At 64.6% G+C, this 19,287-nt stretch carries 16 protein-coding genes and 1 pseudogene; 13 read left to right on the top strand and 4 right to left on the bottom strand.

Annotation, left to right across the window (positions count from 1 at the left end; translation table 11 throughout):
- Positions 1-138 precede the first annotated feature (138 nt).
- Entirely contained in the window at positions 139-1,392 is a 1,254-nt protein-coding gene (locus ACFVTE_RS14195) for an ROK family transcriptional regulator (protein ID WP_387101357.1), read from the top strand.
- 37 nt (positions 1,393-1,429) lie between these two features.
- Here ACFVTE_RS14195 and ACFVTE_RS14190 read toward each other — a convergent pair whose 3' ends face one another.
- Positions 1,430-1,627 carry a hypothetical protein gene (locus ACFVTE_RS14190; protein WP_387101355.1) on the bottom strand — a complete coding sequence of 66 codons (198 nt, stop codon included), beginning with the start codon at positions 1,625-1,627 and terminating at the stop codon, positions 1,430-1,432.
- A 91-nt stretch (positions 1,628-1,718) separates the two neighbouring features.
- The gene (locus tag ACFVTE_RS14185) at positions 1,719-2,801 is read right to left on the bottom strand and encodes a hypothetical protein (RefSeq protein ID WP_387101354.1); all 1,083 of its coding nucleotides are present in this window, start codon (positions 2,799-2,801) and stop codon (positions 1,719-1,721) included.
- Between the two features lie 680 nt (positions 2,802-3,481).
- Here ACFVTE_RS14185 and ACFVTE_RS14180 point away from each other — a divergent pair.
- Complete coding sequence (locus tag ACFVTE_RS14180) at positions 3,482-4,447, top strand: methylenetetrahydrofolate reductase (protein ID WP_387101352.1); 966 nt, start codon at positions 3,482-3,484, stop codon at positions 4,445-4,447.
- A gap of 68 nt (positions 4,448-4,515) precedes the next feature.
- Positions 4,516-6,858 carry a 5-methyltetrahydropteroyltriglutamate--homocysteine S-methyltransferase gene (gene metE, locus ACFVTE_RS14175; protein ID WP_387101350.1) on the top strand — a complete coding sequence of 781 codons (2,343 nt, stop codon included), beginning with the start codon at positions 4,516-4,518 and terminating at the stop codon, positions 6,856-6,858.
- Between the two features lie 93 nt (positions 6,859-6,951).
- On the opposite strand, the gene ACFVTE_RS14170 is transcribed toward metE, so the two are convergent.
- Positions 6,952-7,461, bottom strand: coding sequence for a DUF2004 domain-containing protein (locus tag ACFVTE_RS14170; RefSeq protein ID WP_387101348.1), 510 nt, complete (start codon positions 7,459-7,461; stop codon positions 6,952-6,954).
- Between the two features lie 45 nt (positions 7,462-7,506).
- Positions 7,507-8,424 carry a LysR family transcriptional regulator gene (locus ACFVTE_RS14165; RefSeq protein ID WP_387101346.1) on the bottom strand — a complete coding sequence of 306 codons (918 nt, stop codon included), beginning with the start codon at positions 8,422-8,424 and terminating at the stop codon, positions 7,507-7,509.
- Positions 8,425-8,549: 125 nt separating this feature from the next.
- On the opposite strand from ACFVTE_RS14165, the gene ACFVTE_RS14160 reads away from it, so the two are divergent.
- The 10 genes and pseudogenes from ACFVTE_RS14160 (at position 8,550) to ACFVTE_RS14115 (ending at position 19,285) form a co-directional block, all read left to right on the top strand.
- Positions 8,550-9,959, top strand: a complete 1,410-nt coding sequence (locus ACFVTE_RS14160; RefSeq protein ID WP_387101344.1) for an NAD(P)/FAD-dependent oxidoreductase — start codon at positions 8,550-8,552, stop codon at positions 9,957-9,959.
- Complete coding sequence (locus tag ACFVTE_RS14155) at positions 9,956-10,681, top strand: DUF1365 domain-containing protein (RefSeq protein WP_387101342.1); 726 nt, start codon at positions 9,956-9,958, stop codon at positions 10,679-10,681. Before ACFVTE_RS14160 ends, ACFVTE_RS14155 begins: the two co-directional genes overlap by 4 nt.
- Before the next feature lie 89 nt (positions 10,682-10,770).
- Positions 10,771-12,066 carry a class I SAM-dependent methyltransferase gene (locus ACFVTE_RS14150; RefSeq protein WP_387101340.1) on the top strand — a complete coding sequence of 432 codons (1,296 nt, stop codon included), beginning with the start codon at positions 10,771-10,773 and terminating at the stop codon, positions 12,064-12,066.
- Between the two features lie 487 nt (positions 12,067-12,553).
- Entirely contained in the window at positions 12,554-12,799 is a 246-nt protein-coding gene (gene nrdH / locus ACFVTE_RS14145) for a glutaredoxin-like protein NrdH (protein WP_076802586.1), read from the top strand.
- Between the two features lie 55 nt (positions 12,800-12,854).
- Positions 12,855-13,361: a class Ib ribonucleoside-diphosphate reductase assembly flavoprotein NrdI gene (gene nrdI / locus ACFVTE_RS14140; RefSeq protein WP_387101337.1), complete on the top strand. Its 507-nt coding sequence runs from the start codon at positions 12,855-12,857 to the stop codon at positions 13,359-13,361.
- A 26-nt stretch (positions 13,362-13,387) separates the two neighbouring features.
- A complete protein-coding gene (nrdE, locus tag ACFVTE_RS14135) occupies positions 13,388-15,544 on the top strand; it encodes a class 1b ribonucleoside-diphosphate reductase subunit alpha (RefSeq protein ID WP_387101335.1) in 2,157 nt (718 codons plus the stop codon).
- Positions 15,545-15,647: 103 nt separating this feature from the next.
- Positions 15,648-16,622 (top strand): class 1b ribonucleoside-diphosphate reductase subunit beta, encoded by a 975-nt coding sequence (nrdF, locus tag ACFVTE_RS14130; RefSeq protein WP_377965731.1) that lies wholly within the window; start codon positions 15,648-15,650, stop codon positions 16,620-16,622.
- Positions 16,623-17,099: 477 nt separating this feature from the next.
- Positions 17,100-17,210 (top strand): annotated as a pseudogene (locus ACFVTE_RS14125) (HPr family phosphocarrier protein); the annotation flags it as partial.
- 532 nt (positions 17,211-17,742) lie between these two features.
- A complete protein-coding gene (locus ACFVTE_RS14120) occupies positions 17,743-17,871 on the top strand; it encodes a hypothetical protein (protein WP_387101333.1) in 129 nt (42 codons plus the stop codon).
- A gap of 115 nt (positions 17,872-17,986) precedes the next feature.
- A complete protein-coding gene (locus tag ACFVTE_RS14115) occupies positions 17,987-19,285 on the top strand; it encodes a MinD/ParA family protein (RefSeq protein ID WP_387101331.1) in 1,299 nt (432 codons plus the stop codon).
- The last annotated feature ends 2 nt before the right edge of the window (positions 19,286-19,287 follow it).

Raw genomic sequence — 19,287 nt, 5'->3', positions numbered from 1 at the left:
GCGCCGGGGCCGTCGCCGAAGCACCCTGCGCCGCCCCGCGCGTGGGGCGTACCCGTTACAGGGGGCGTGACGTACCATTCAGACAGTGGGGAGATTCAGACATTGGGGGATGGCCAACAAAAGATGTTAGGGGAATCCTTGACCGAGATCCGCCAGCCCTCGCCGAGGCGCGGAACCAACCTGCCCCGGATGGGCGACTTCAACCTCACTGTCATTCTTGATGCGATCCGCCGTACCGCCGGAGGGCTCAGCCGTGTGGAACTGGCCCAGATCGTGGGCTTGTCCCCGCAAACGATTTCAAACATCTCCCGCCGCCTGCTCGACCAGAGCCTCATCGTCGAGGCAGGCAAAGAGGGCAGCGGGCCCGGCAAGCCACGGACCATCCTTCGCCTGAACCCCGCCGGCATGTACGCGGTCGGTGTGCACCTCGACCCTGCCGTAGCCACGTTCGTCGTTCTTGATCTGCTGGGCGCGGTGGTGCAGCATTCGAGCGTGAAAACGCCGGCCAGCTCCCGGCCCGAGGCTGTCATTACCGCCATTGCCGCCGAAATCGACAGGCTGATCGAAGCCTCGGGCGTGGACCGCGCCAAGATTGCCGGCCTGGGCGTCGCGGCGCCGGGGCCCATCGACCATGACAACGGAACGGTGGTGGAGCCGCCGCTTCTTGACGGCTGGGACAGTGTGCCGCTTCGGGATGCGCTGGCCGAGGCCACGGGCCTTTCCGTGCTGATGGACAAGGACGTCACCAGCGCCGCGGTCGCCGAAACCTGGGCCGGCGGGGCCAGCGGCGCCGGAAGCTTTGTTTTCATGTACATGGGCACCGGCATCGGCTGCGGCATCGTTCTAAATGACGAGGTTGTGCGCGGAACGTCGGGCAACGCCGGCGAGATCGGCCACATCATTGTCGACCCGGACGGTGCCCCCTGCGACTGCGGACTGCGCGGCTGCGTCAAGTCCACCTGCATTCCGCAGGTCCTCGTCGCGCAGGCGCAGGCCGCCGGTATCCTGGACGAGCCCGGTACTGCTGCCAACGGCTCTGCCGTCCAGGAGCGGTTTGCCATGCTCTGCGAGGCCGCCGACGCCGGCAACACCAGAGCGGCTGCCATCATCGACAAATCAGCTGAACTCGTGGCCCGGGCAGCGTCAGCGGTGGCCAACACCCTGGACGTGGACCGCGTAGTGTTCGGCGGCCCTTTCTGGCCGCTGCTGTCCGGGCGCTACCTGGAGAAGGTCCCCGGACTGATCCAGCAAAGCAGCGACGCCGGCAACATCCACCCCGTAGAAGTGGTGGGGACAGGGGTGGGGGAGGACGTGGGAGCAGTCGGTGCTGCCTGCCTGGTCCTTGAGCACACCCTCGCGCCCCGGGCCCAGCGGCTGCTCCTTGAAGGCTGAGCCCGCTGGCGGACCAAGGCCGCCTGAAAGCTAAGTTTCAGTCGATGTCTTCGACGATCGTTCCGTAGGGAATCGTGTCGTCCAGGTGGGCCTGGTGTCCGCGGGGAACAAAAAGCACCCGGACGCCGTGCAACTGGTCCGCTGCCGACTGGAGAAGGACCGGGCGGACCATGTCAACGAAGCTCGGGTCCTTGCCAACGAGATATTCCTCGTAGCTGGATGGTAGCTGGATCATGGCATCAGAATAGACCTGATCATGGCCGTAGGGGAGGGTGCCCGGCAACCTCTTGCCGGGCACCCTGTCCGGTATCGGACGTCCGCCCTGACTAGTAGCCGGGCTGAACAGTTGGACTGTCGCCCGTAGCCGGGCTGCTGACGGGCGCAGACGTATCCGTGGCAACCTGAGCCCGCTCCGTCTTGGCGTACACGTTCTTGCTGACCTGGTAGCCATGCGGGTCCAGCTTGAAGGCCTCCTGGTTGATTTCCTTCAGCTTGGCATCGGTGAGCTGTTCGATCTTGGCGAGCTCCAGCGTCTCCTGGTCCGCGCCGCCAACGGCGGTCACCTTCACCAGGCCCGTCCCGGCCGAGTAGTACTTCCGCTGGTGGCCGACAGCGGGTTCCAGCGGGTTGTGTTCGTCAATCACCAGCACATCGTCATAGCAGCCCGTGGCGACGCACACATGGTCGTTCTGCTTGATGACCTGCCCGCAGTCCAGGAAGTCGACGCTCGCCGCGTGCGCCTGGACATAGCTGGGCGTATTGGTCTGCGGGTCCGCCTGCATGGCGATGCCGGCCTGGGCCTCATCCAGGCCGTGGATGAAGGTGGAGGGTGCGCCGGTGAACTTCCCGTTCTCGTATTCCTCGGGGTATTCGCCGAAGAGCCAGACGGTCCCGCTGTTGGTCTGGGCAAAGAACGCCAGTTCAGATTCCACCAGCTCATCGCCCGCGTAGTCCCGGTCCCACATGACCTGGGTCTTCACGCCGTCGATGACCTTGGTCAGTCCCGTTATCGTATGCACCACCGTGCGTTTGATGTCTCCCTCGGCGCTCTTGACGTCGCCCGTGGTGGTGTACTGCATGCCGGGCTTCAGCGGGAACCACTTGTTGTCCACGTTGGGGGTTGACTGGAATTCGGAGATGTCAAAGTTGATCGCGGAGCCGGGACCGCAGAGCTCGTCCGCGCCGGCTGTCCCGGTTGAACCGGGGGTGGCGGATTCCGAAGCCGCAGAGCCGGTCGGCGAAGCCGCGGCCGACGTCACTGTCGGTGCGGCAGAACCGGTGGTGGCCTGCGGGGCGGAATTCTGCTGGGGAGCGCAGGACGTAACGGTGGCCAGCGCCAGGAGGAGTACAAGGGCGGAGCCCGGGGCAGACGGTGCTTTGGAAAGCGGAGGTTTGTGAAGCTGGAACATCTCAATGGCCTTTCGCCGTAGGGATTTCTGGCTTCCAGCTACTCCACCGCGCCGTCAGTGCCGGCCCGGGCTGCGGCAGAACGCTGGCAAACCGCGCCCTGCCGGCGGGCGAATCTCGGGACGGTGCGACGCAGGCCGGGAGACGAGCGCGGATCATGTTCTCTCGGGACGATTCACCGAGGAAGAACCAGAAGAAGCATCCAGCCTCCTCAACCTGAGACCTTGCCGAATCCGATACGACGTGACAAAAGAATGGACTAATTTCCGCGGTTTGAAAAGGGCCCCGCCGGGCCGGTTCCCGACGGACCGTGGACCCCAGGCTCGCTTTCGGCGAAGATAATTCTGAACGGGCAGTCCAACCGGGCGTAAAGCTGCGTCTTAATTCGGCGCCAACTTGAAGGCGTCCCTCCACGGCTTCTAGAGTTCTATACAAGTTACCGAGGTAACGTGTCAGCGATCCTCCGCTGCGGTGAGCCGCCTGCCGGCCGCCAAGGAGGGTGTGGGTGCCCCCATGTGGGCCTGACATTTGCTCACGGTGGACTTTTTTCCAGGCGTAACAGTCGCGGCTGCGCCCTGCCGAAGTCCGTCCCGTGTTCCCCAAACTCAATTCATTGACCGCATGCTGCAGGGCTTCCAGCCACGGCAGCGCAGCCTTCAATGGCCCATAGCCAAGGACGCAAATGTCACCACCAAGCCTTATTGACACGCACCCAAATCTCTCCGACACCGCACCGGTGGCGCTCTCCTATGAGCTTTTCCCGCCGCGGTCGCCTGCTGCGGCCGAGACCCTCTGGACCACCATCCGGGAACTGGAAGCCACGGATCCCGACTACGTGTCGGTCACGTACGGCGCCAGCGGCTCCAACCGGGACACCGCCGTCGAACTCATCAACCGCCTGGTGCTGGAGACCACCCTCCGCCCGCTGGCGCACCTGACGTGCGTAGGCAACACGCCCACCGAGCTCGCCGAAATCATCGGGGAACTGCTCGACGCCGGCGTCCGCGGCATCCTCGCCCTCCGCGGCGACCTGCCGAAGGACAGCGGCGTACCGGCCAGCGGTTCGCTGCGCTACGCCCAGGACCTGATTGAGCTCATCCGCAGGGTCGAGCAGCGGCGTTCCGCGCTGCTGTGCGCCGGAAAGGTTGCCGTTGGTGTGGCGGCCTACCCGACGCGGCATCCGGAATCACCCAGCGAGGCCCACGACGTCGAGGTGCTGCTCGCCAAGCAGCGGTCCGGTGCCGACTTCGCGATCACCCAGGTGTTCTTCCACACCGACCAGTACGCGGACCTGCTCACCCGGGCCCGCCGGGCCGGCGTAACCATCCCGATCATCCCCGGCGTCATGCCGCTCACCAGCCTGCGCAGGCTCAAGCGCCTGGGCGAGCTGACCGGCGTCGAACCTGCACCCGAACTCATCGAGCGCATGGCGGCGGCGGATACCGACGCCGAGCGGCTCCGGATCGGCGTCAGCGCAACGGTGGACCTGGCCAACGCGGCCCTGGCCGCGGGAGCGCCCGGACTCCACATCTACACGTTCAATGAGCACCAGAGCGCGCTGGAGGTGCTGGACAAGCTGCAGCTTGCCCGGCCCGCCCGCCCGACGAGCCGCCTCAGCGCGCTCGCACGCCGCCAGCTCGCCAGCTGACCACATTCCTCCCCAAGACATTCACTGCTTTTCGCAACGATTTTCCGCAACGATTCAAGGACTTCCACATGACTGAACAGACTCCCGTGCAGAGCACGCCCTTCCCGTCCGCCTCGATCCTGGGCTACCCGCGCATCGGCCGCCGCCGCGAACTGAAGAAGGCCGTGGAGGCATACTGGGCCGGCAAGATCGACGCCGCCGCCCTGGACGCTGCCGCCAAGGAAATCCAGCTGGGCACTGCCAAGCGCCTGCAGGGCCTCGGCCTCACCGAAGCCGCTGCGGTTCCGGGCACGTTCTCGTTCTACGACCAGGTGCTCGACGCCGCCGCCCACGTCGGCGCCGTTCCGGCCCGTTTCGGCAACCTCCTCAACGCTGAGGGACAGCTGGACATTGATGGCTACTTCACCCTGGCCCGCGGCAACAAGGAACAGCAGCCGCTGGAAATGACCAAATGGTTCGACACCAACTACCACTACCTGGTTCCGGAAATCGGCCCGGAGACCAACTTCGCGCTGACCTCCAACCGCATCGTTGAAGAGTTCGAATACGCACTCGCCAACGGCGTTGAGACCCGCCCGTACATCGTGGGCCCGGTCACCTTCCTGCTGCTGAGCAAGGCTTCCGACGACGCCCCCGCCGGCTTCAGCCCGCTGTCCCGCCTCGAGGACGTCCTGCCGGTCTACACCGCGCTGCTCGGCAAGCTGGCAGCCGCCGGCGCCAGCTGGGTCCAGCTGGACGAGCCTGCCCTGGTTGTGGACCAGGACACCCCGGAACAGGAGATCCAGGCCGCGGTTGCCCGCGCCTACGAGGTCCTCACCGCTGCTGCCGGCCGCCCGCAGCTGTTCGTCTCCACACCGTACGGCGCACTGAACGGCCAGCTAGGCACCCTCGCCGCCACCAACATCGACGCCCTGCACATCGACGTTTTCAAGGGCGAGGTTCCCTCCGCCGCGGCACTGGCCGCGCTGGGCACCAAGACCCTCGTTGCCGGCGTCGTGGACGGCCACAACATCTGGCGCAACGACCTGCAGGCCTCGGCCAACAAGATCGCCGAGCTGCAGAAGAGCGTCGCCAAGCTGGCCATCAGCACCTCCACCTCGACCCAGCACGTCCCGCACGACGTCGAGGAAGAGGTCCAGCTCTCCGAGCAGCTGCGCAGCTGGCTGGCGTTCGCCGACCAGAAGACCGTCGAGGTCGTCACCTTGGCCGGCCTGCTGACCGATGGTGCCGCAGTCCAGCCGGCCATCGACGAGGCCACCCGTGTCATCGCCTCCCGCGCCGAGGCCGAGGGTGTCCGCCGCGCCGACGTCCGTGCCCGTACCGAGGCCCTGACCCCGGCCGACTTCAACCGGTCCGAGTACTCGGTCCGCGAGGCCGCCCAGGAAGCAGCACTGCAGCTGCCGCCGCTGCCCACCACCACCATCGGCTCCTTCCCGCAGACCTCGGAAATCCGTTCGGCCCGCGCCCGCAACAACAAGGGCGACCTGACCAACGAGCAGTACGAGCAGCTCATGAAGGACGAGATCAAGCGCGTCGTCGAGCTGCAGGAAGAGCTCGGCTATGACGTCCTGGTGCACGGCGAGCCCGAGCGCAACGACATGGTCCAGTACTTCGCCGAGAACCTCGAGGGCTTCGATGTAACCGTCCACGGCTGGGTCCAGTCCTACGGCTCCCGCTGCACCCGTCCGTCGATCCTGTGGGGCGACGTCACCCGCAGCGCCCCCATCACGGTGGCATGGGCCGAGTACGCCCAGTCGCTGACCAGCAAGCCGATGAAGGGCATGCTGACCGGTCCGGTCACCATCCTGGCCTGGTCCTTCGTCCGCGACGACCAGCCGCTGGGCGAGACCGCCAACCAGGTGGGCCTGGCGCTGCGTGACGAGATCGCCGACCTGGAAGCCGCAGGCATCAAGATCATCCAGGTTGACGAGCCCGCCCTGCGTGAACTGCTCCCGCTGCGCAAGGCCGACCAGCCCGCGTACCTGGACTGGTCCGTCAACTCCTTCCGCCTGGCCACCGCCGGCGCAGCCGACGCGACCCAGATCCACACCCACCTGTGCTACTCCGAGTTCGGTGTGATCATCGACGCGATCGACGGCCTGGACGCCGACGTGACCTCGATCGAGGCCGCCCGGTCCCGCATGGAGGTTGTCCACGACCTCGAGTCCCACGGCTTCGGCCGCGGCGTCGGACCCGGCGTCTACGACATCCACTCGCCGCGCGTTCCGGGCGAGCAGGAAGTCACCGAACTGCTGAGCACCGCCGTGAAGCACGTTCCGTCCCGCCAGCTCTGGGTCAACCCGGACTGCGGCCTGAAGACCCGCGGCTACGCCGAGACCGAAGCGTCCCTGCGTAACCTGGTCGCGGCCACCAAGACGGTCCGCGCCGAACTGCTGCAGGAAGCCAAATAGTACATAGCACCACTCGCGAAGCGGCGCCCGTCACCAAAATGGTGACGGGCGCCGTCGTCATTTAATGCTTGGGCGGTTGAGCCGGTCGAAACCTCAGGATTCCCAGACGATCTCGTCGTCGACCACGCCGTCCTCGTCCGCGGAGGCCACCAGGACCTCGTCCGTGAAGTGCCCGCCCAGCGTGAAGTCCAGAACGAAGTAGCGCTCCGGCTGGCCGGGGTAGATCCCTACGTGGCCCAGTTTCAGGGCCTTGAGGAACACCGCATTGGTGAGCTGGCTTTTCTCTTTCACGCCGAAAATTTTCTGCAGGTGCTCGTCCTTGATGGCGTTGCAGTGGAAGCGGAAGTATTCCTGCGGGCTGGTGCCCTCCTGCTCGAGCTCCTCGGCAATCATTTCCCTGACCTCGTCCACGAGCTCGGGGAGGTACCGGAGGCGGTAGTCCACCTTGTGCATGGCCGCTTCGTCGAAGTGGTCGTGGGCGTTGATGTTCAGATCCAGCTCAAGGCGTTGGCCGGCCAGCTCGTGCTCCGCGGCAATGTTGTGGTCCCTGCCGTGGTTCAGCTCGATTACTCCGAAGTGCTGGCTCGCTACCTTGGTGGTCATATCTTCAACATAGACCCGAACAGCAGAGCATTCCAGCATCGGGGGTCATTTAACTGACTGCCCCAGGCTGCCCATCGTTTCGGCCAGCAGGTCCACGAACAGCTGCACCCGGGCCGTCTTCTTGTCATTGATGAGCAGCGCAAAAACGTTGCGGGCCAGCCGGATTTCCGGAACGTCCAGCACCACGACGCCGGCCGGCCGGTGGAGCAGCGCAAGCTCCGGCACCAGTGCCGCCCCCAGCCCCGCGGCGGTCATTTCCAGGCTGGCATGGAAGTCGTCACTGTAGGCCACCACGCGGGGATGCAGGTTGCAGCCCGCGAACAGCCGCTCGATGACTGTGGCATCGCTCGTGCCCGGATGGTGCATGATCCACGGCATGTCCGAGAGATGGTCCGCCGCCACCTTCGCGTCCGTGCGGAAACCCCAGCCGGAGGGAAGGACCACGCGGAAATTGTCATCGCCGATCCACTGCCGGTTGATGGTGTGCGGCCAGGCCAGCCCCGACTGTCCCACCTGGTACACGAGCGCCACATCGGTGTCGCCGCCGGTGCGCAGGCCCTGGATGGTCTGGGCGGGTTCCGCCACGGAAACCCTGAGGTCGATGCCCAGTCCTTTCCATGCGGGACTCCGCAGGATCCGCGGCAGCACGTAGGTGGCCAGGCTCGGGAAGATGCCCAGCCGGAGCTCCTGGCTGGTGGTGTCCTGCGTTTTGGAGGCCGCCGCCATCAGCGCCTCGATGTCCGTGAGGACTTTGGCTGCGTGGCGCGCCATCACCATCGCCGCGTCGGTGGGAACCACGCTCCGGGCCGAGCGCTGGAACAGCCGGACGCCGGTGTCCCGTTCCAGGGCGGACATCTGCTGGGACACCGCCGAGGCCGTGTAGCCAAGCCGGCCCGCAGCGGCGGCGAAGGAACCCAGCCGCGTCACCTCAAGGAGCGTCCTTAAATGCACGGGGTTGACCACCAGCCAACCTTACTCCGGGTGCTTGGGGACGGGAAAAAGACACCGCACCCATCCGGCACGCATGAGTGCTCCGAATAGCCGTTGACTACCCGATTCACGGCAACTGTTCAGCAGAGGAGCGAAGATTGTCACCGAGCCCAGCACGGAGTGGAGACGAAAGGCGGCACGTCGCCGTCGTCGGAAGCGGGGTGGCGGGCCTGACGGCGGCGTACATCCTCAGCCGCCGGGACCATGTGACCCTTTTCGAGGCGGATGCCCGGCCGGGCGGACACGCCCACACCCACGACGTGCGGCAGGAGTCGGGGAGCCTGGCCGTGGACACCGGCTTCATTGTGCACAACAACCGCACCTACCCCAACCTCATCCGGCTGTTCGGCGAGCTCGGTGTGGAGACGCAGGATTCGGACATGACCATGAGCATCCGCTGCGACGGCTGTGGCCTGGAATATGCGGGAGCGAAGGGCGCCGCGGGTGTCTTCGCCAGGCCAGCCAACCTCGCGCGGCCACGGTTCCTGCTGATGCTTGCCGAGATCCTGCGGTTCTGGCGGAAGGCCCGGGCGCTGCTGGCCAGCACTGCCGACGCCGCGTCGCGGCCCGGGGCACCGCGGACCGATGCGCCGGAGGAAACGCTGGGCGAGTTCCTTGAACGCGAACAGTTCAGCGACTACTTCACCTCGCACTTCATGGCGCCGGTGGTCAGCGCTGTCTGGTCCTGCGACCCTGCCACGGCCCTGGCCTATCCCGCCCGGTACCTCTTCACTTTCCTTGACCACCACGGCATGCTCGGCATCAAAGGCTCGCCGCAGTGGAAGACGGTGCGGGGCGGATCCCGGCGCTACGTTGACCGCGTGGTCGAAGGCCTCCAGGATGTCCGCCTCTCCAGCCCCGTCCTCGCCGTGCGCCGGGTCCCCGCCGGAGTGGAAATCACGACGGCGTCCGGAACCGAACACTTCGACGCCGCAGTCATCGCCGCCCATCCCCGCGAAGCACTCGCCATGCTGGCTGAATCGACGCCGGCGGAGGTCCAGGTTCTGGGGAACATCCCCTATTCCGTGAACCACATCAAGTTCCACCGTGATCCGGCTGTGCTGCCGCGCAGCCGCGCCGCCCGCGCTTCCTGGAACTACCGGCTGCCGTCCTGCGACGCCCGCCCCGGGCACGTGCTGGTCAGCTACGACCTCACCCGGCTGCAGCGGCTTACGCCCGACGACGGCGGCAGCTACATCGTGAGCCTCGGCGAATCGGACCTCATTGAACCGGCCGCAGTGCTGCAGGACCTCGTCTACGAGCACCCCCAGTACACGCCGGGATCCGTGGCCGCGCAGGAGCGCCTTCGGGAGCTGGGCGATCACCGGCTGGCTTTCGCGGGGGCCTACCACGGCTGGGGATTCCACGAGGACGGCGCGGCCTCAGGTGTGCGGGCAGCCGCGCAGCTGGGCCGCGAGTGGGAGGATCCCTTCGTCGCGGAGCCGGACCCCTCCGGATCGGAGGCCGCGGCATCCGGTGCCGGGCACGCCGCGGAGCTGGTGCCATGACCGCGGCAATCTACCGGACCAGCATCCGCCACGTGCGGCGGGATCCGCTGCAGAATGCCTTCACCTACCGCAGCTACAGCTGGTACGTGGACCTCGATGACCTGCCGAAACTGCCCTGGTGGCTGCGGCCCCTCGCCGGCCTCCATGCGAAGGACCATTTTGGCGATCCCGCCGCGAGCATCAGGGAGAACGTGGACCGTTTCCTTGCCGTGAACGGCGAAGCGCACGACGGCGGTACGGTCACCATGCTGGCCAGCGCCAGGGTGCTGGGCCACGTCTTCAACCCGATCAGCATCTTCTGGTGCCGCGATGCCGACGGCTCGCTGCGTGCCGTCATCGCCGAGGTCCACAACACTTACGGCGAACGGCACTGCTACCTCCTGCACCCGGACAGCACCGGCCGAGCCCGGACCGACAAGGAATTTTTCGTGTCCCCGTTCAACGGGGTGGACGGCAGTTACCGGATGAGCCTGCCCGAGCCGGCGGACAAACTCGCCGTGGCAGTGGTGCTGGAGCGCGCCGGACGGAAGCCCTTCACCGCCACCATGACCGGCGACCGCCGGCCCGCCACACCCCGCAGCGTCCTGGCTGCGGCGGCAGCGGTGCCGGTCGCGCCGCTCCGCGTTGTCCTGCAGATCCGCTGGCAGGGAATCAGACTCTGGGCCCGCGGATTGCCCATCATCAACCGTCCCGACCACCGAGCACAGGAGGCAGTCTCGTGACTCTCACAGATCCGTCATACACAGATCCCGCTGTCGGGGACCCTTCACGCCCCGACCCTTCACGCAGGGACCCCTCACGGCGCGGAAGCATGCCAGGCGGGGCCTTCCGGGTCCCGCCGGCGCCGGCGGCCATCGACGCGGAGGTGTGGCCCGGCGTCGCCCGTCCGCCTGCCGGGATCAAGGCTCAACTGGCCGGCAAGGCAGCCGACTCGCTGTTCAGGGCGGCGGTCCGCTGCCTGCCGCTCCGGGTGGAATACCCCGACGGGAAGGTGCTGGGCACCGGCGATGCAGACGCGCCGGTGATGACCATGCTGCGCCCGGAGGACTTCGCGGTCCGGATCGGCGACAACGGGCTGATCGGGCTGGGGGAGTCTTTCATGGCGGGAGACTGGGAGGCGTCAGACCTCGCCGGGGTCCTCGAGGTCTTTGCCTCATCGGTGGACACCCTCATCCCCGTCCCGTTGCAGAAACTCCGGAGTCTGTATCTGCCAAGGGCGCCGCGGCAGGAGCGCAACACCGAGCAGAACACCCGCGGCAACATCTCCCGGCACTACGACCTCTCCAACGAGCTGTTCGCCAGCTTCCTGGACAGCACCATGAGCTATTCCTCGGCGCTGTTCCCGGCGTCGGCGGGCCAGCTGACGGAGTTGGGCTGGGAGGCCCTGGCCAGTGCGCAGCAGGCCAAGATCGACAGGCTGCTGGACAAGGCCGGCGTGGGGGAGGGCACCCGGCTGCTGGAGATCGGCACCGGCTGGGGCGAACTGGCCCTGCGGGCCGCAGCCCGGGGCGCCACCGTGTACACGGTCACGCTGTCCAGCGAGCAGCGGGCGCTCGCGCAGCAGAGGATCGAGGAAGCCGGCTTCTCCGGGCAGGTCACCGTCGGGCTGCAGGACTACCGTGCCGTGGAAGGCGAGTATGACGCCGTCGTGTCCGTGGAGATGATCGAAGCGGTGGGCTACGAATACTGGCCCGTCTACTTCCAGACCATCGACCGGGTGCTGGCACCCGGCGGCAAGGTGGCCATCCAGGCCATCACCATGCCGCATGGGCGGATGCTTGCCACCCGCAATGCCTACACGTGGGTTCACAAGTACATCTTCCCGGGCGGGTTCCTGCCGTCGGTGCGGGCGATCGAGAGCGTCACGGAGCAGCACACCACCCTGCGGGTACGTGAGCGCCGGGGGATTGGTGACCACTACGCGGTCACGCTCCGGCTGTGGGAGGAACGGTTCCTGCAGCGCGCCGCGGAAGTGCAGGAGCTCGGATTCGACGCGGTCTTCCAGCGGATGTGGCTGTTCTACCTGTGCTACTCACGTGCAGGCTTCCAGTCCGGATATCTGGACGTGCAGCAGATCGTGCTGGACCGCAGGGAGGCGCAGCTGTAGTACGTGCCGCGTCCGCCGGGAAGCGCAACACCGCCCTGGCGTTTGCTTAATCACAGTGGGGGTCCCTAAGCATGCTCCGGGACCCCCGCTGTTGTATTCCGGGCCACCCAAAAGGTGCCGTCCGGGGTGCTGCGACACGCCGTCTCCGCCGCGACACGCTGGCGTTTAAATGTGTCTAACTACTCCACAGGGTGTGGATTCCGTCCGCGAAAAACCCGGAAATCCGGACATTTTGAGAGCCCTGGCCTGTGGATTAAAAGTGCATTAAATGACATACTTGTAATACATCATCTTGGGGTCCCATCCGGGGCCGCGCACTACATGTAGTATCGACATACAGATTGAGCGGGAGGCCGGCGCAGCCAGTACTGGACGGTAAGGTCCGGGCAGAGTCCACCGCTACGATGCCAGAGATTTAAAGACAGAGACACCAGCAAGGTCTCAGAAGAGTGCAGCAGCAGTGACTTCAACAAAGGGGACAGGAACCATGACCGTTACGGTTTACACCAAGCCGGCCTGCGTACAGTGCAACGCTACCTACCGAGCACTGGACAAGAAGGGCATCGCCTACCAGAGCGTGGACATCTCCCAGGACGCGGACGCCCTTGAGCGCCTGAAGTCGCTCGGTTACATGCAGGCACCGGTCGTGGTTACGGACCAGGACCACTGGTCCGGTTTCCGCCCGGACAAGATCGAAGAGCTGGCGCTCAGCGCGTCCGCTTCCGTGGCCTAAGGCTGCGCCCACGCCGTTTCCGGCAGAGAATTCCCAAGTAGATGAGGTGACTCGCATGGCTGCGCCGGCACTTGCCGATGCGCCGGCCGCAGCCCGCGCTGCGGACACGACGCCCGTCAATCAGACACCGTCCGTGAACCAGACCCACAGCCGCCTCATCTACTTCTCCTCGGCCTCCGAGAACACCAAACGCTTCATCGGGAAGCTTGGTGCGGACGCCGCCAGGGTCCCCCTGCACGCGAAGGACGAACCCCTCGTTGCCTGTGAGCCGTTCGTGCTCGTGGTCCCCACCTACGGCGGGACAGGCGGCGAGGGGTCCGTGCCGAAACAGGTCATCAGGTTCCTGAACAACCCGGAAAACCGACGCCTGCTCCGTGGCGTCATCGGGGCCGGAAACACTAATTTCGGGGACAACTACTGCATGGCAGGCGACATCATCGCCGCCAAGTGCAAGGTCCCCCACCTATACAGGTTCGAACTCATGGGCACGCCGGAAGACGTCTCCCGTGTACAAGAAGGATTGGAAGAGTTTTGGACACGACTGTCGCAGACACAGAAGTAACCAGGCCCGAAGGAAAGGACGCGTCCATGGACACGGCTGTTGAAAAGCAGGAGAAGCCGGCGCTCCCCGCTGCCTACAAGGGCCTGGGCTACCACGAGCTGAACGCGATGCTGAACCTGTACGGTCCGAACGGCGAAATCCAGTTCGAGGCCGACCGCGAGGCTGCCCACCAGTACTTCCTGCAGCACGTGAACAACAACACGGTCTTCTTCCATGACCTCGAGGAGAAGCTCGACTACCTGGTGAAGAACCAGTACTACGAGCGCGAGACCCTCGACCAGTACACGATGAACTTCATCCGTGACCTCTTCAACCGCGCCTACAAGAAGAAGTTCCGCTTCGAGACCTTCCTGGGCGCCTTCAAGTTCTACACGTCCTACACGCTGAAGACGTTTGACGGCAAGCGCTTCCTGGAGCGCTACGAGGACCGCGTCTGCATGGTCGCCCTGCACCTGGCCCGCGGCAACGAGCAGCTGGCCACCCAGATGGTGGACGAGATCATCGAGGGCCGTTTCCAGCCGGCCACCCCGACGTTCCTGAACGCCGGCAAGAAGCAGCGCGGCGAGCTGGTCTCCTGCTTCCTGCTCCGCATCGAGGACAACATGGAGTCGATCGGCCGCTCCATCAACTCCGCCCTGCAGCTGTCCAAGCGCGGCGGCGGCGTGGCGTTCGCGCTGACCAACATCCGTGAGGTCGGCGCGCCGATCAAGCAGATCGAGAACCAGTCCTCCGGCGTCATCCCCGTGATGAAACTCCTCGAAGACAGCTTCTCCTACGCCAACCAGCTCGGTGCCCGCCAGGGCGCCGGTGCCGTGTACCTGCACGCCCACCACCCGGACATCTACCGGTTCCTGGACACCAAGCGGGAGAACGCGGACGAGAAGATCCGCATCAAGACCCTTTCGCTCGGCGTCGTCATCCCGGACATCACCTTCGAGCTCGCGAAGAAGGACGAGGACATGTACCTGTTCTCGCCGTACGACGTCGAGCGCGTCTACGGGATGCCGTTCTCCGACGTCTCGGTCACCGAGAAGTACTACGAGATGGTGGACGATTCCCGGATCAAGAAGACCAAGATCAAGGCACGCGAGTTCTTCCAGACCCTCGCCGAGATCCAGTTCGAATCCGGCTACCCGTACATCATGTTCGAGGACACCGTAAACCGGGAAAACCCGATCGACGGCAAAATCATCATGTCCAACCTGTGCTCGGAGATCCTCCAGGTCTCCCAGCCCACGACGTACCACGATGACCTGTCCTACGACGAGACCGGCAAGGACATCTCCTGCAACCTGGGCTCTCTGAACATCGCGAAGACCATGGATTCGCCGGACTTCGGCCTGACCATCGAGACGGCCATCCGCTCGCTGTCGGCGGTCTCGGACATGTCCAACATCACGTCGGTGCCGTCCATCGCCCGCGGCAACGACCAGTCCCACGCCATCGGCCTGGGCCAGATGAACCTGCACGGCTACCTTGCACGTGAGCGGGTCCACTACGGCTCCGAAGAGGGACTGGACTTCACCAACATCTACTTCTACTCCGTGGTGTTCCACGCGGTCCGCGCATCGAACCTGCTCTCCATCGAGACCGGGCAGACATTCGGCGGCTTCGAGAAGTCCAAGTACGCGTCGGGCGAGTTCTTCGACAAGTACATCGAGCAGGAGTGGGTGCCGCAGACCGAGAAGGTCAGGGAGCTCTTCAAGGACGTGCACATCCCCACGCAGGATGACTGGCGCGAGCTGAAGGCCTCCGTCATGGAGCACGGCATCTACAACCAGAACCTGCAGGCCGTTCCGCCGACCGGTTCGATCTCCTACATCAACAACTCCACCTCCTCGATCCACCCGGTGGCGTCCAAGATTGAGATCCGCAAGGAAGGCAAGATCGGCCGCGTTTACTACCCGGCGCCGTACCTGACGAACGACAACCTGGAGTACTACCAGGACGCGTACGAGATCGGCTACGAGAAGATCATCGACACCTACGCCGCCGCTACCCAGCACGTGGACCAGGGCCTGTCATTGACGCTGTTCTTCAAGGACACCGCCACCACCCGCGACATCAACAAGGCACAGATCTACGCTTGGCGCAAGGGCATCAAGACCATCTACTACATCCGTCTCCGCCAGCTCGCGCTGGAAGGAACGGAAGTGGAGGGTTGCGTTTCCTGCATGCTCTGACCTCTGGTCGAGCGTGTCGAGACCAAGGCCACGTACGACGGCGGGTGCCCGCCCGCCGTCGTACGCTTTAAGTAAGAACCAACCCAACTTTTTAGGGGATGACATGACCGAGAAGGTCAAGCTGCTGAGCCACGTCGAGGCCATCAACTGGAACCGCATCCAGGACGACAAGGACGTTGAGGTCTGGAACCGCCTCGTCAACAACTTCTGGCTGCCGGAGAAGGTGCCGCTGTCCAACGATGTCCAGTCGTGGAACACGCTCACCCCGGCGGAACAGCAGCTGACCATGCGCGTGTTCACCGGCCTGACCCTGCTGGACACCATCCAGGGCACCGTCGGCGCCGTTTCGCTGATTCCGGACGCGCTCACCCCGCACGAAGAGGCCGTGTACACGAACATCGCCTTCATGGAGGCCGTGCACGCCAAGAGCTACTCCTCGATCTTCTCCACCCTGTGCTCCACCAAGGAGATCGACGACGCCTTCCGCTGGTCCACCGAGAACGAGAACCTTCAGAAGAAGGCCCAGATCGTCATGGACTACTACCAGGGCGACGATCCCCTGAAGCGCAAAGTGGCCTCCACGCTGCTGGAAAGCTTCCTGTTCTACTCCGGCTTCTACCTGCCGATGTACTGGTCCTCGCGCGCCAAGCTGACAAACACGGCAGACCTGATCCGCCTGATCATCCGCGACGAGGCCGTGCACGGCTACTACATCGGCTACAAGTTCCAGCGCGGGCTGGAGACCGTTTCCGAGGCACGCCGGCAGGAGATCAAGGACTACACCTTCGAGCTGCTCTTTGAGCTGTACGAAAACGAAGTCCAGTACACGCACGACCTCTACGACGGCGTTGGCCTGGCCGAGGACGTCAAGAAGTTCCTGCACTACAACGCCAACAAGGCCCTGATGAACCTGGGCTACGAGGCCATGTTCCCGGCTTCCGTCACGGACGTGAACCCGGCCATCCTCTCGGCCCTGTCGCCGAACGCCGACGAGAACCACGACTTCTTCTCGGGTTCGGGCTCGTCGTACGTCATTGGCAAGGCCGTCAACACCGAAGACGAGGACTGGGACTTCTAGTCACCACTGTGAGATCCCGACCTAGCTGGGCAATTTCACAGTATCTGTGAGATTCCAAGCTAGTTGGCCCTTGTTCCGTTCAAGTTGACCCTATTCCGCGCTACTTGAACCTCTGTTCCGACTTAGTTGACTAGTTGGAGGAAGTCTTCCAAGTAGCTACCGCTTGAGCGGGCCCTGCACGGTGAATCGTGCAGGGCCCGCTTTGTAAGCCTCCCAGGATCCGGTCAGGGGAGTGGCGTAGTCGCATTCACTTTTCTGTCCTTGCTGCTGATGGTGCCGCTCGTCTTCGTCGCCATCACGGTGCTGGTGTCCAGAACGGCGCAAAATTAACAATTTTGGGACTAGATTTTCCTAGCCTTAACAATTGTTATTCTCGGACCCGCATTGCATTCCCACGGCGCGGAGCCTGTCAGCAGCCGAACCCCCTATCCTCCTGGCGCTGAACCGTCTGCCGCCTGGAACGACTAAGGAGCTCCAATGCCAGAACGTGCCGCAACTGTCGCAAGCCGCGTGGGCCTGCACGCCCGCCCCGCCGCCATCTTCGCTGAGGCCGCAGGTGAGTTCGATCTGGACATCATCATCGCCCGATCATGCATCCACCAAGCATAAGTAGAGACGGCGCCTCGTTGCGTTCGAAGGCGGCCCACGCAGGAAAGCTCAGGCGAAGGTGCCCTCCTCAAGAGCGCGCAGGGCTGCTAATACGGGTCGTGGTCCCTCGAAACCCGCCGTAAGGGAGTCAATGTCCCGGAAAGAGGTGGATTGCCATCCTTCACCAGCCGCACTTCGAGCTTGTTGATGTCGATGGCTTCGGTCCGGACCTTGGGGGCTGGGCCGGCGGGAGCCGATTGGCCGCAGCCGGTAGCTTCACCTCACTCTGGTCTAAGGGCGCCACGTTGCCAGGCAGCGCGGAGGGAGCCAGCAAGTTATCGTTAGGCTCGTCCCCGTCAGTGCGAAGGTGCGTGCTGGCGGCAGCGGGGCCGGGCTGCATATAGGGTGGACCGGTGTCCGAGCAACCCAAAGAACGCCGCTTCCTGACCATTCCACAGGCCGCTAGGAGCTGAACGTCTCCGATAGCCAAATCAGGGCTTTGCTTCAAACCGGAGACCTTAGTGGAATTCAGGTGGGTGGCCGCGGTGTCTGGCACATCGCGGCGAACGACGTCGAAGACTTCATCGCGGCGGCATACCGGCGCACCGCCGAGCGTATCGCCGCAGGTGAATTGAAGGACGACCGTGAACCCGGAGGGTAGCCGGAGCGGAGGTTCTGAACCCGCTTGAGTGTCTTCATGACATGACCGCCAAGTGTTGCGGCGACTAGGATCACTGGGAGGCACCATCCGGGTGTGTTGACGTTGAGGAGCAGTAATGGAACTGGGGGCCACAAGGGTTGAAGTGTTTGCCGATGGCAGACTGACTGTGGGCGGCGAGGCGATCTCCCCTCCTCCTGGCGTGGACCCGTATTCGGCAGCCATTGCGGTGCTGGCGGACTTCGCGCAAACGTCCGGCGCTCCGGTTGTTGCGGAGGCTACCGATCACTCGAATGGTTCGCGCGGCAGATTTCAGGTTCACCCGGACGGCCGGGCTGAACCCGTATCGCCTGAAGAGCCTTCCCCGGCCGTGGCCTCAGGTTCTGGTCTTCCCGCGAAGGCAGCTGGTCAGAAAGCAAGCGCGATTACGAGAGAGCCTGGGGCCCGCGATTCCTTTCCGACCGCAATCGATCGACCAGCCGATGCGCCCTATGGTGCGCCGATCAACGAGACTCAATTCGTGCGCCCGGACCGCCCTCGGCCTGCGTCCGGTTTCCGCGGCGCTGTCTACTCCGCTACCGGCGGCCTGGTGAACCTGGGTCCCAGCGCCAAGGACCAGGAGGAGGCGGAACTGGAGCGACGGATTGCCAGGCCGCTGTCCGGCAGTTTCAACACGGCTATTCTGAGCCTGAAGGGCGGGATCGGGAAGACCTCCACCACCGTGGGGGTTGGCATGATTCTGGCTGAATACCGTGGCGACCACCCCTGCGCCATCGACGCGAACCCGGACAGCGGCGACCTTGCCGAGCGGGCCTTGGGCGAAATGCTGTACCAGAAAGCCAAGCCCCGCACGGTGACGGACATTGTCCGGGACATTGGGCAGATCAATTCCCTGACCCAACTGACTGACTATATGCACCACGCCAACCGGCTCCACCTGATCGCCGGTGAACAGGACCCGGCGCTGTCGGATGCCCTGACGGCGGAGGAATATCTACAGATCAAGCAGCTTGTCTCCCAGTACTACTCGGTCACGTTGACCGACTGCGGTACGGGCGTTTCCCACCCCGCCATGGCTGGTGTGCTGCCGCAGGCCACCAACCTGGTCATCGCGTCCGGCTACGCGGTCAGCGGGGCCAAGCGGGCGAGGAATACCCTGCAGTGGCTGGCCGCCCACGGCTATGAAAGCCTCGCGCGCAATGCCATAGTTGTGGTCACCGACAAAGACCAGGTCTCCAGTAGGGTCAATAAGCGGGCCATTGAAGAGCACTTGGCCGGTTATTGCCGCCAGCTCATCACCGTCCCGCACGACCGTGGGGTGGCTGACGGGGACCGGATTTCCCTGGAAAAGATTTCCGCCGCCACACGGCGGGCGTACAAGGAGATCGCCGCCGCCATCGTGGACGGCTACCTCTAGGC

It is taken from the genome of Arthrobacter sp. NPDC058097 (genome assembly GCF_042884885.1).
In the GTDB taxonomy this organism is placed as follows: Bacteria; Actinomycetota; Actinomycetes; order Actinomycetales; family Micrococcaceae; genus Arthrobacter.
Note: the sequence above shows the minus strand (reverse complement) of the source record. Positions and strands in the feature narration are given on the sequence as shown.

Excerpts from the sequence above, each read along its gene's own strand:
- ACFVTE_RS14185 (WP_387101354.1), bottom strand. The coding sequence starts at position 2,801 with ATGTTCCAGCTTCACAAACCTCCGCTTTCCAAAGCACCGTCTGCCCCG.
- ACFVTE_RS14155 (WP_387101342.1), top strand. The coding sequence starts at position 9,956 with ATGACCGCGGCAATCTACCGGACCAGCATCCGCCACGTGCGGCGGGAT.
- nrdE (WP_387101335.1), top strand. The coding sequence starts at position 13,388 with ATGGACACGGCTGTTGAAAAGCAGGAGAAGCCGGCGCTCCCCGCTGCC.
- ACFVTE_RS14190 (WP_387101355.1), bottom strand. The coding sequence starts at position 1,627 with ATGATCCAGCTACCATCCAGCTACGAGGAATATCTCGTTGGCAAGGAC.
- nrdI (WP_387101337.1), top strand. The coding sequence starts at position 12,855 with ATGGCTGCGCCGGCACTTGCCGATGCGCCGGCCGCAGCCCGCGCTGCG.
- ACFVTE_RS14150 (WP_387101340.1), top strand. The coding sequence starts at position 10,771 with ATGCCAGGCGGGGCCTTCCGGGTCCCGCCGGCGCCGGCGGCCATCGAC.
- ACFVTE_RS14115 (WP_387101331.1), top strand. The coding sequence starts at position 17,987 with ATGGAACTGGGGGCCACAAGGGTTGAAGTGTTTGCCGATGGCAGACTG.
- nrdH (WP_076802586.1), top strand. The coding sequence starts at position 12,554 with ATGACCGTTACGGTTTACACCAAGCCGGCCTGCGTACAGTGCAACGCT.
- ACFVTE_RS14180 (WP_387101352.1), top strand. The coding sequence starts at position 3,482 with ATGTCACCACCAAGCCTTATTGACACGCACCCAAATCTCTCCGACACC.
- nrdF (WP_377965731.1), top strand. The coding sequence starts at position 15,648 with ATGACCGAGAAGGTCAAGCTGCTGAGCCACGTCGAGGCCATCAACTGG.
- metE (WP_387101350.1), top strand. The coding sequence starts at position 4,516 with ATGACTGAACAGACTCCCGTGCAGAGCACGCCCTTCCCGTCCGCCTCG.
- ACFVTE_RS14170 (WP_387101348.1), bottom strand. The coding sequence starts at position 7,461 with ATGACCACCAAGGTAGCGAGCCAGCACTTCGGAGTAATCGAGCTGAAC.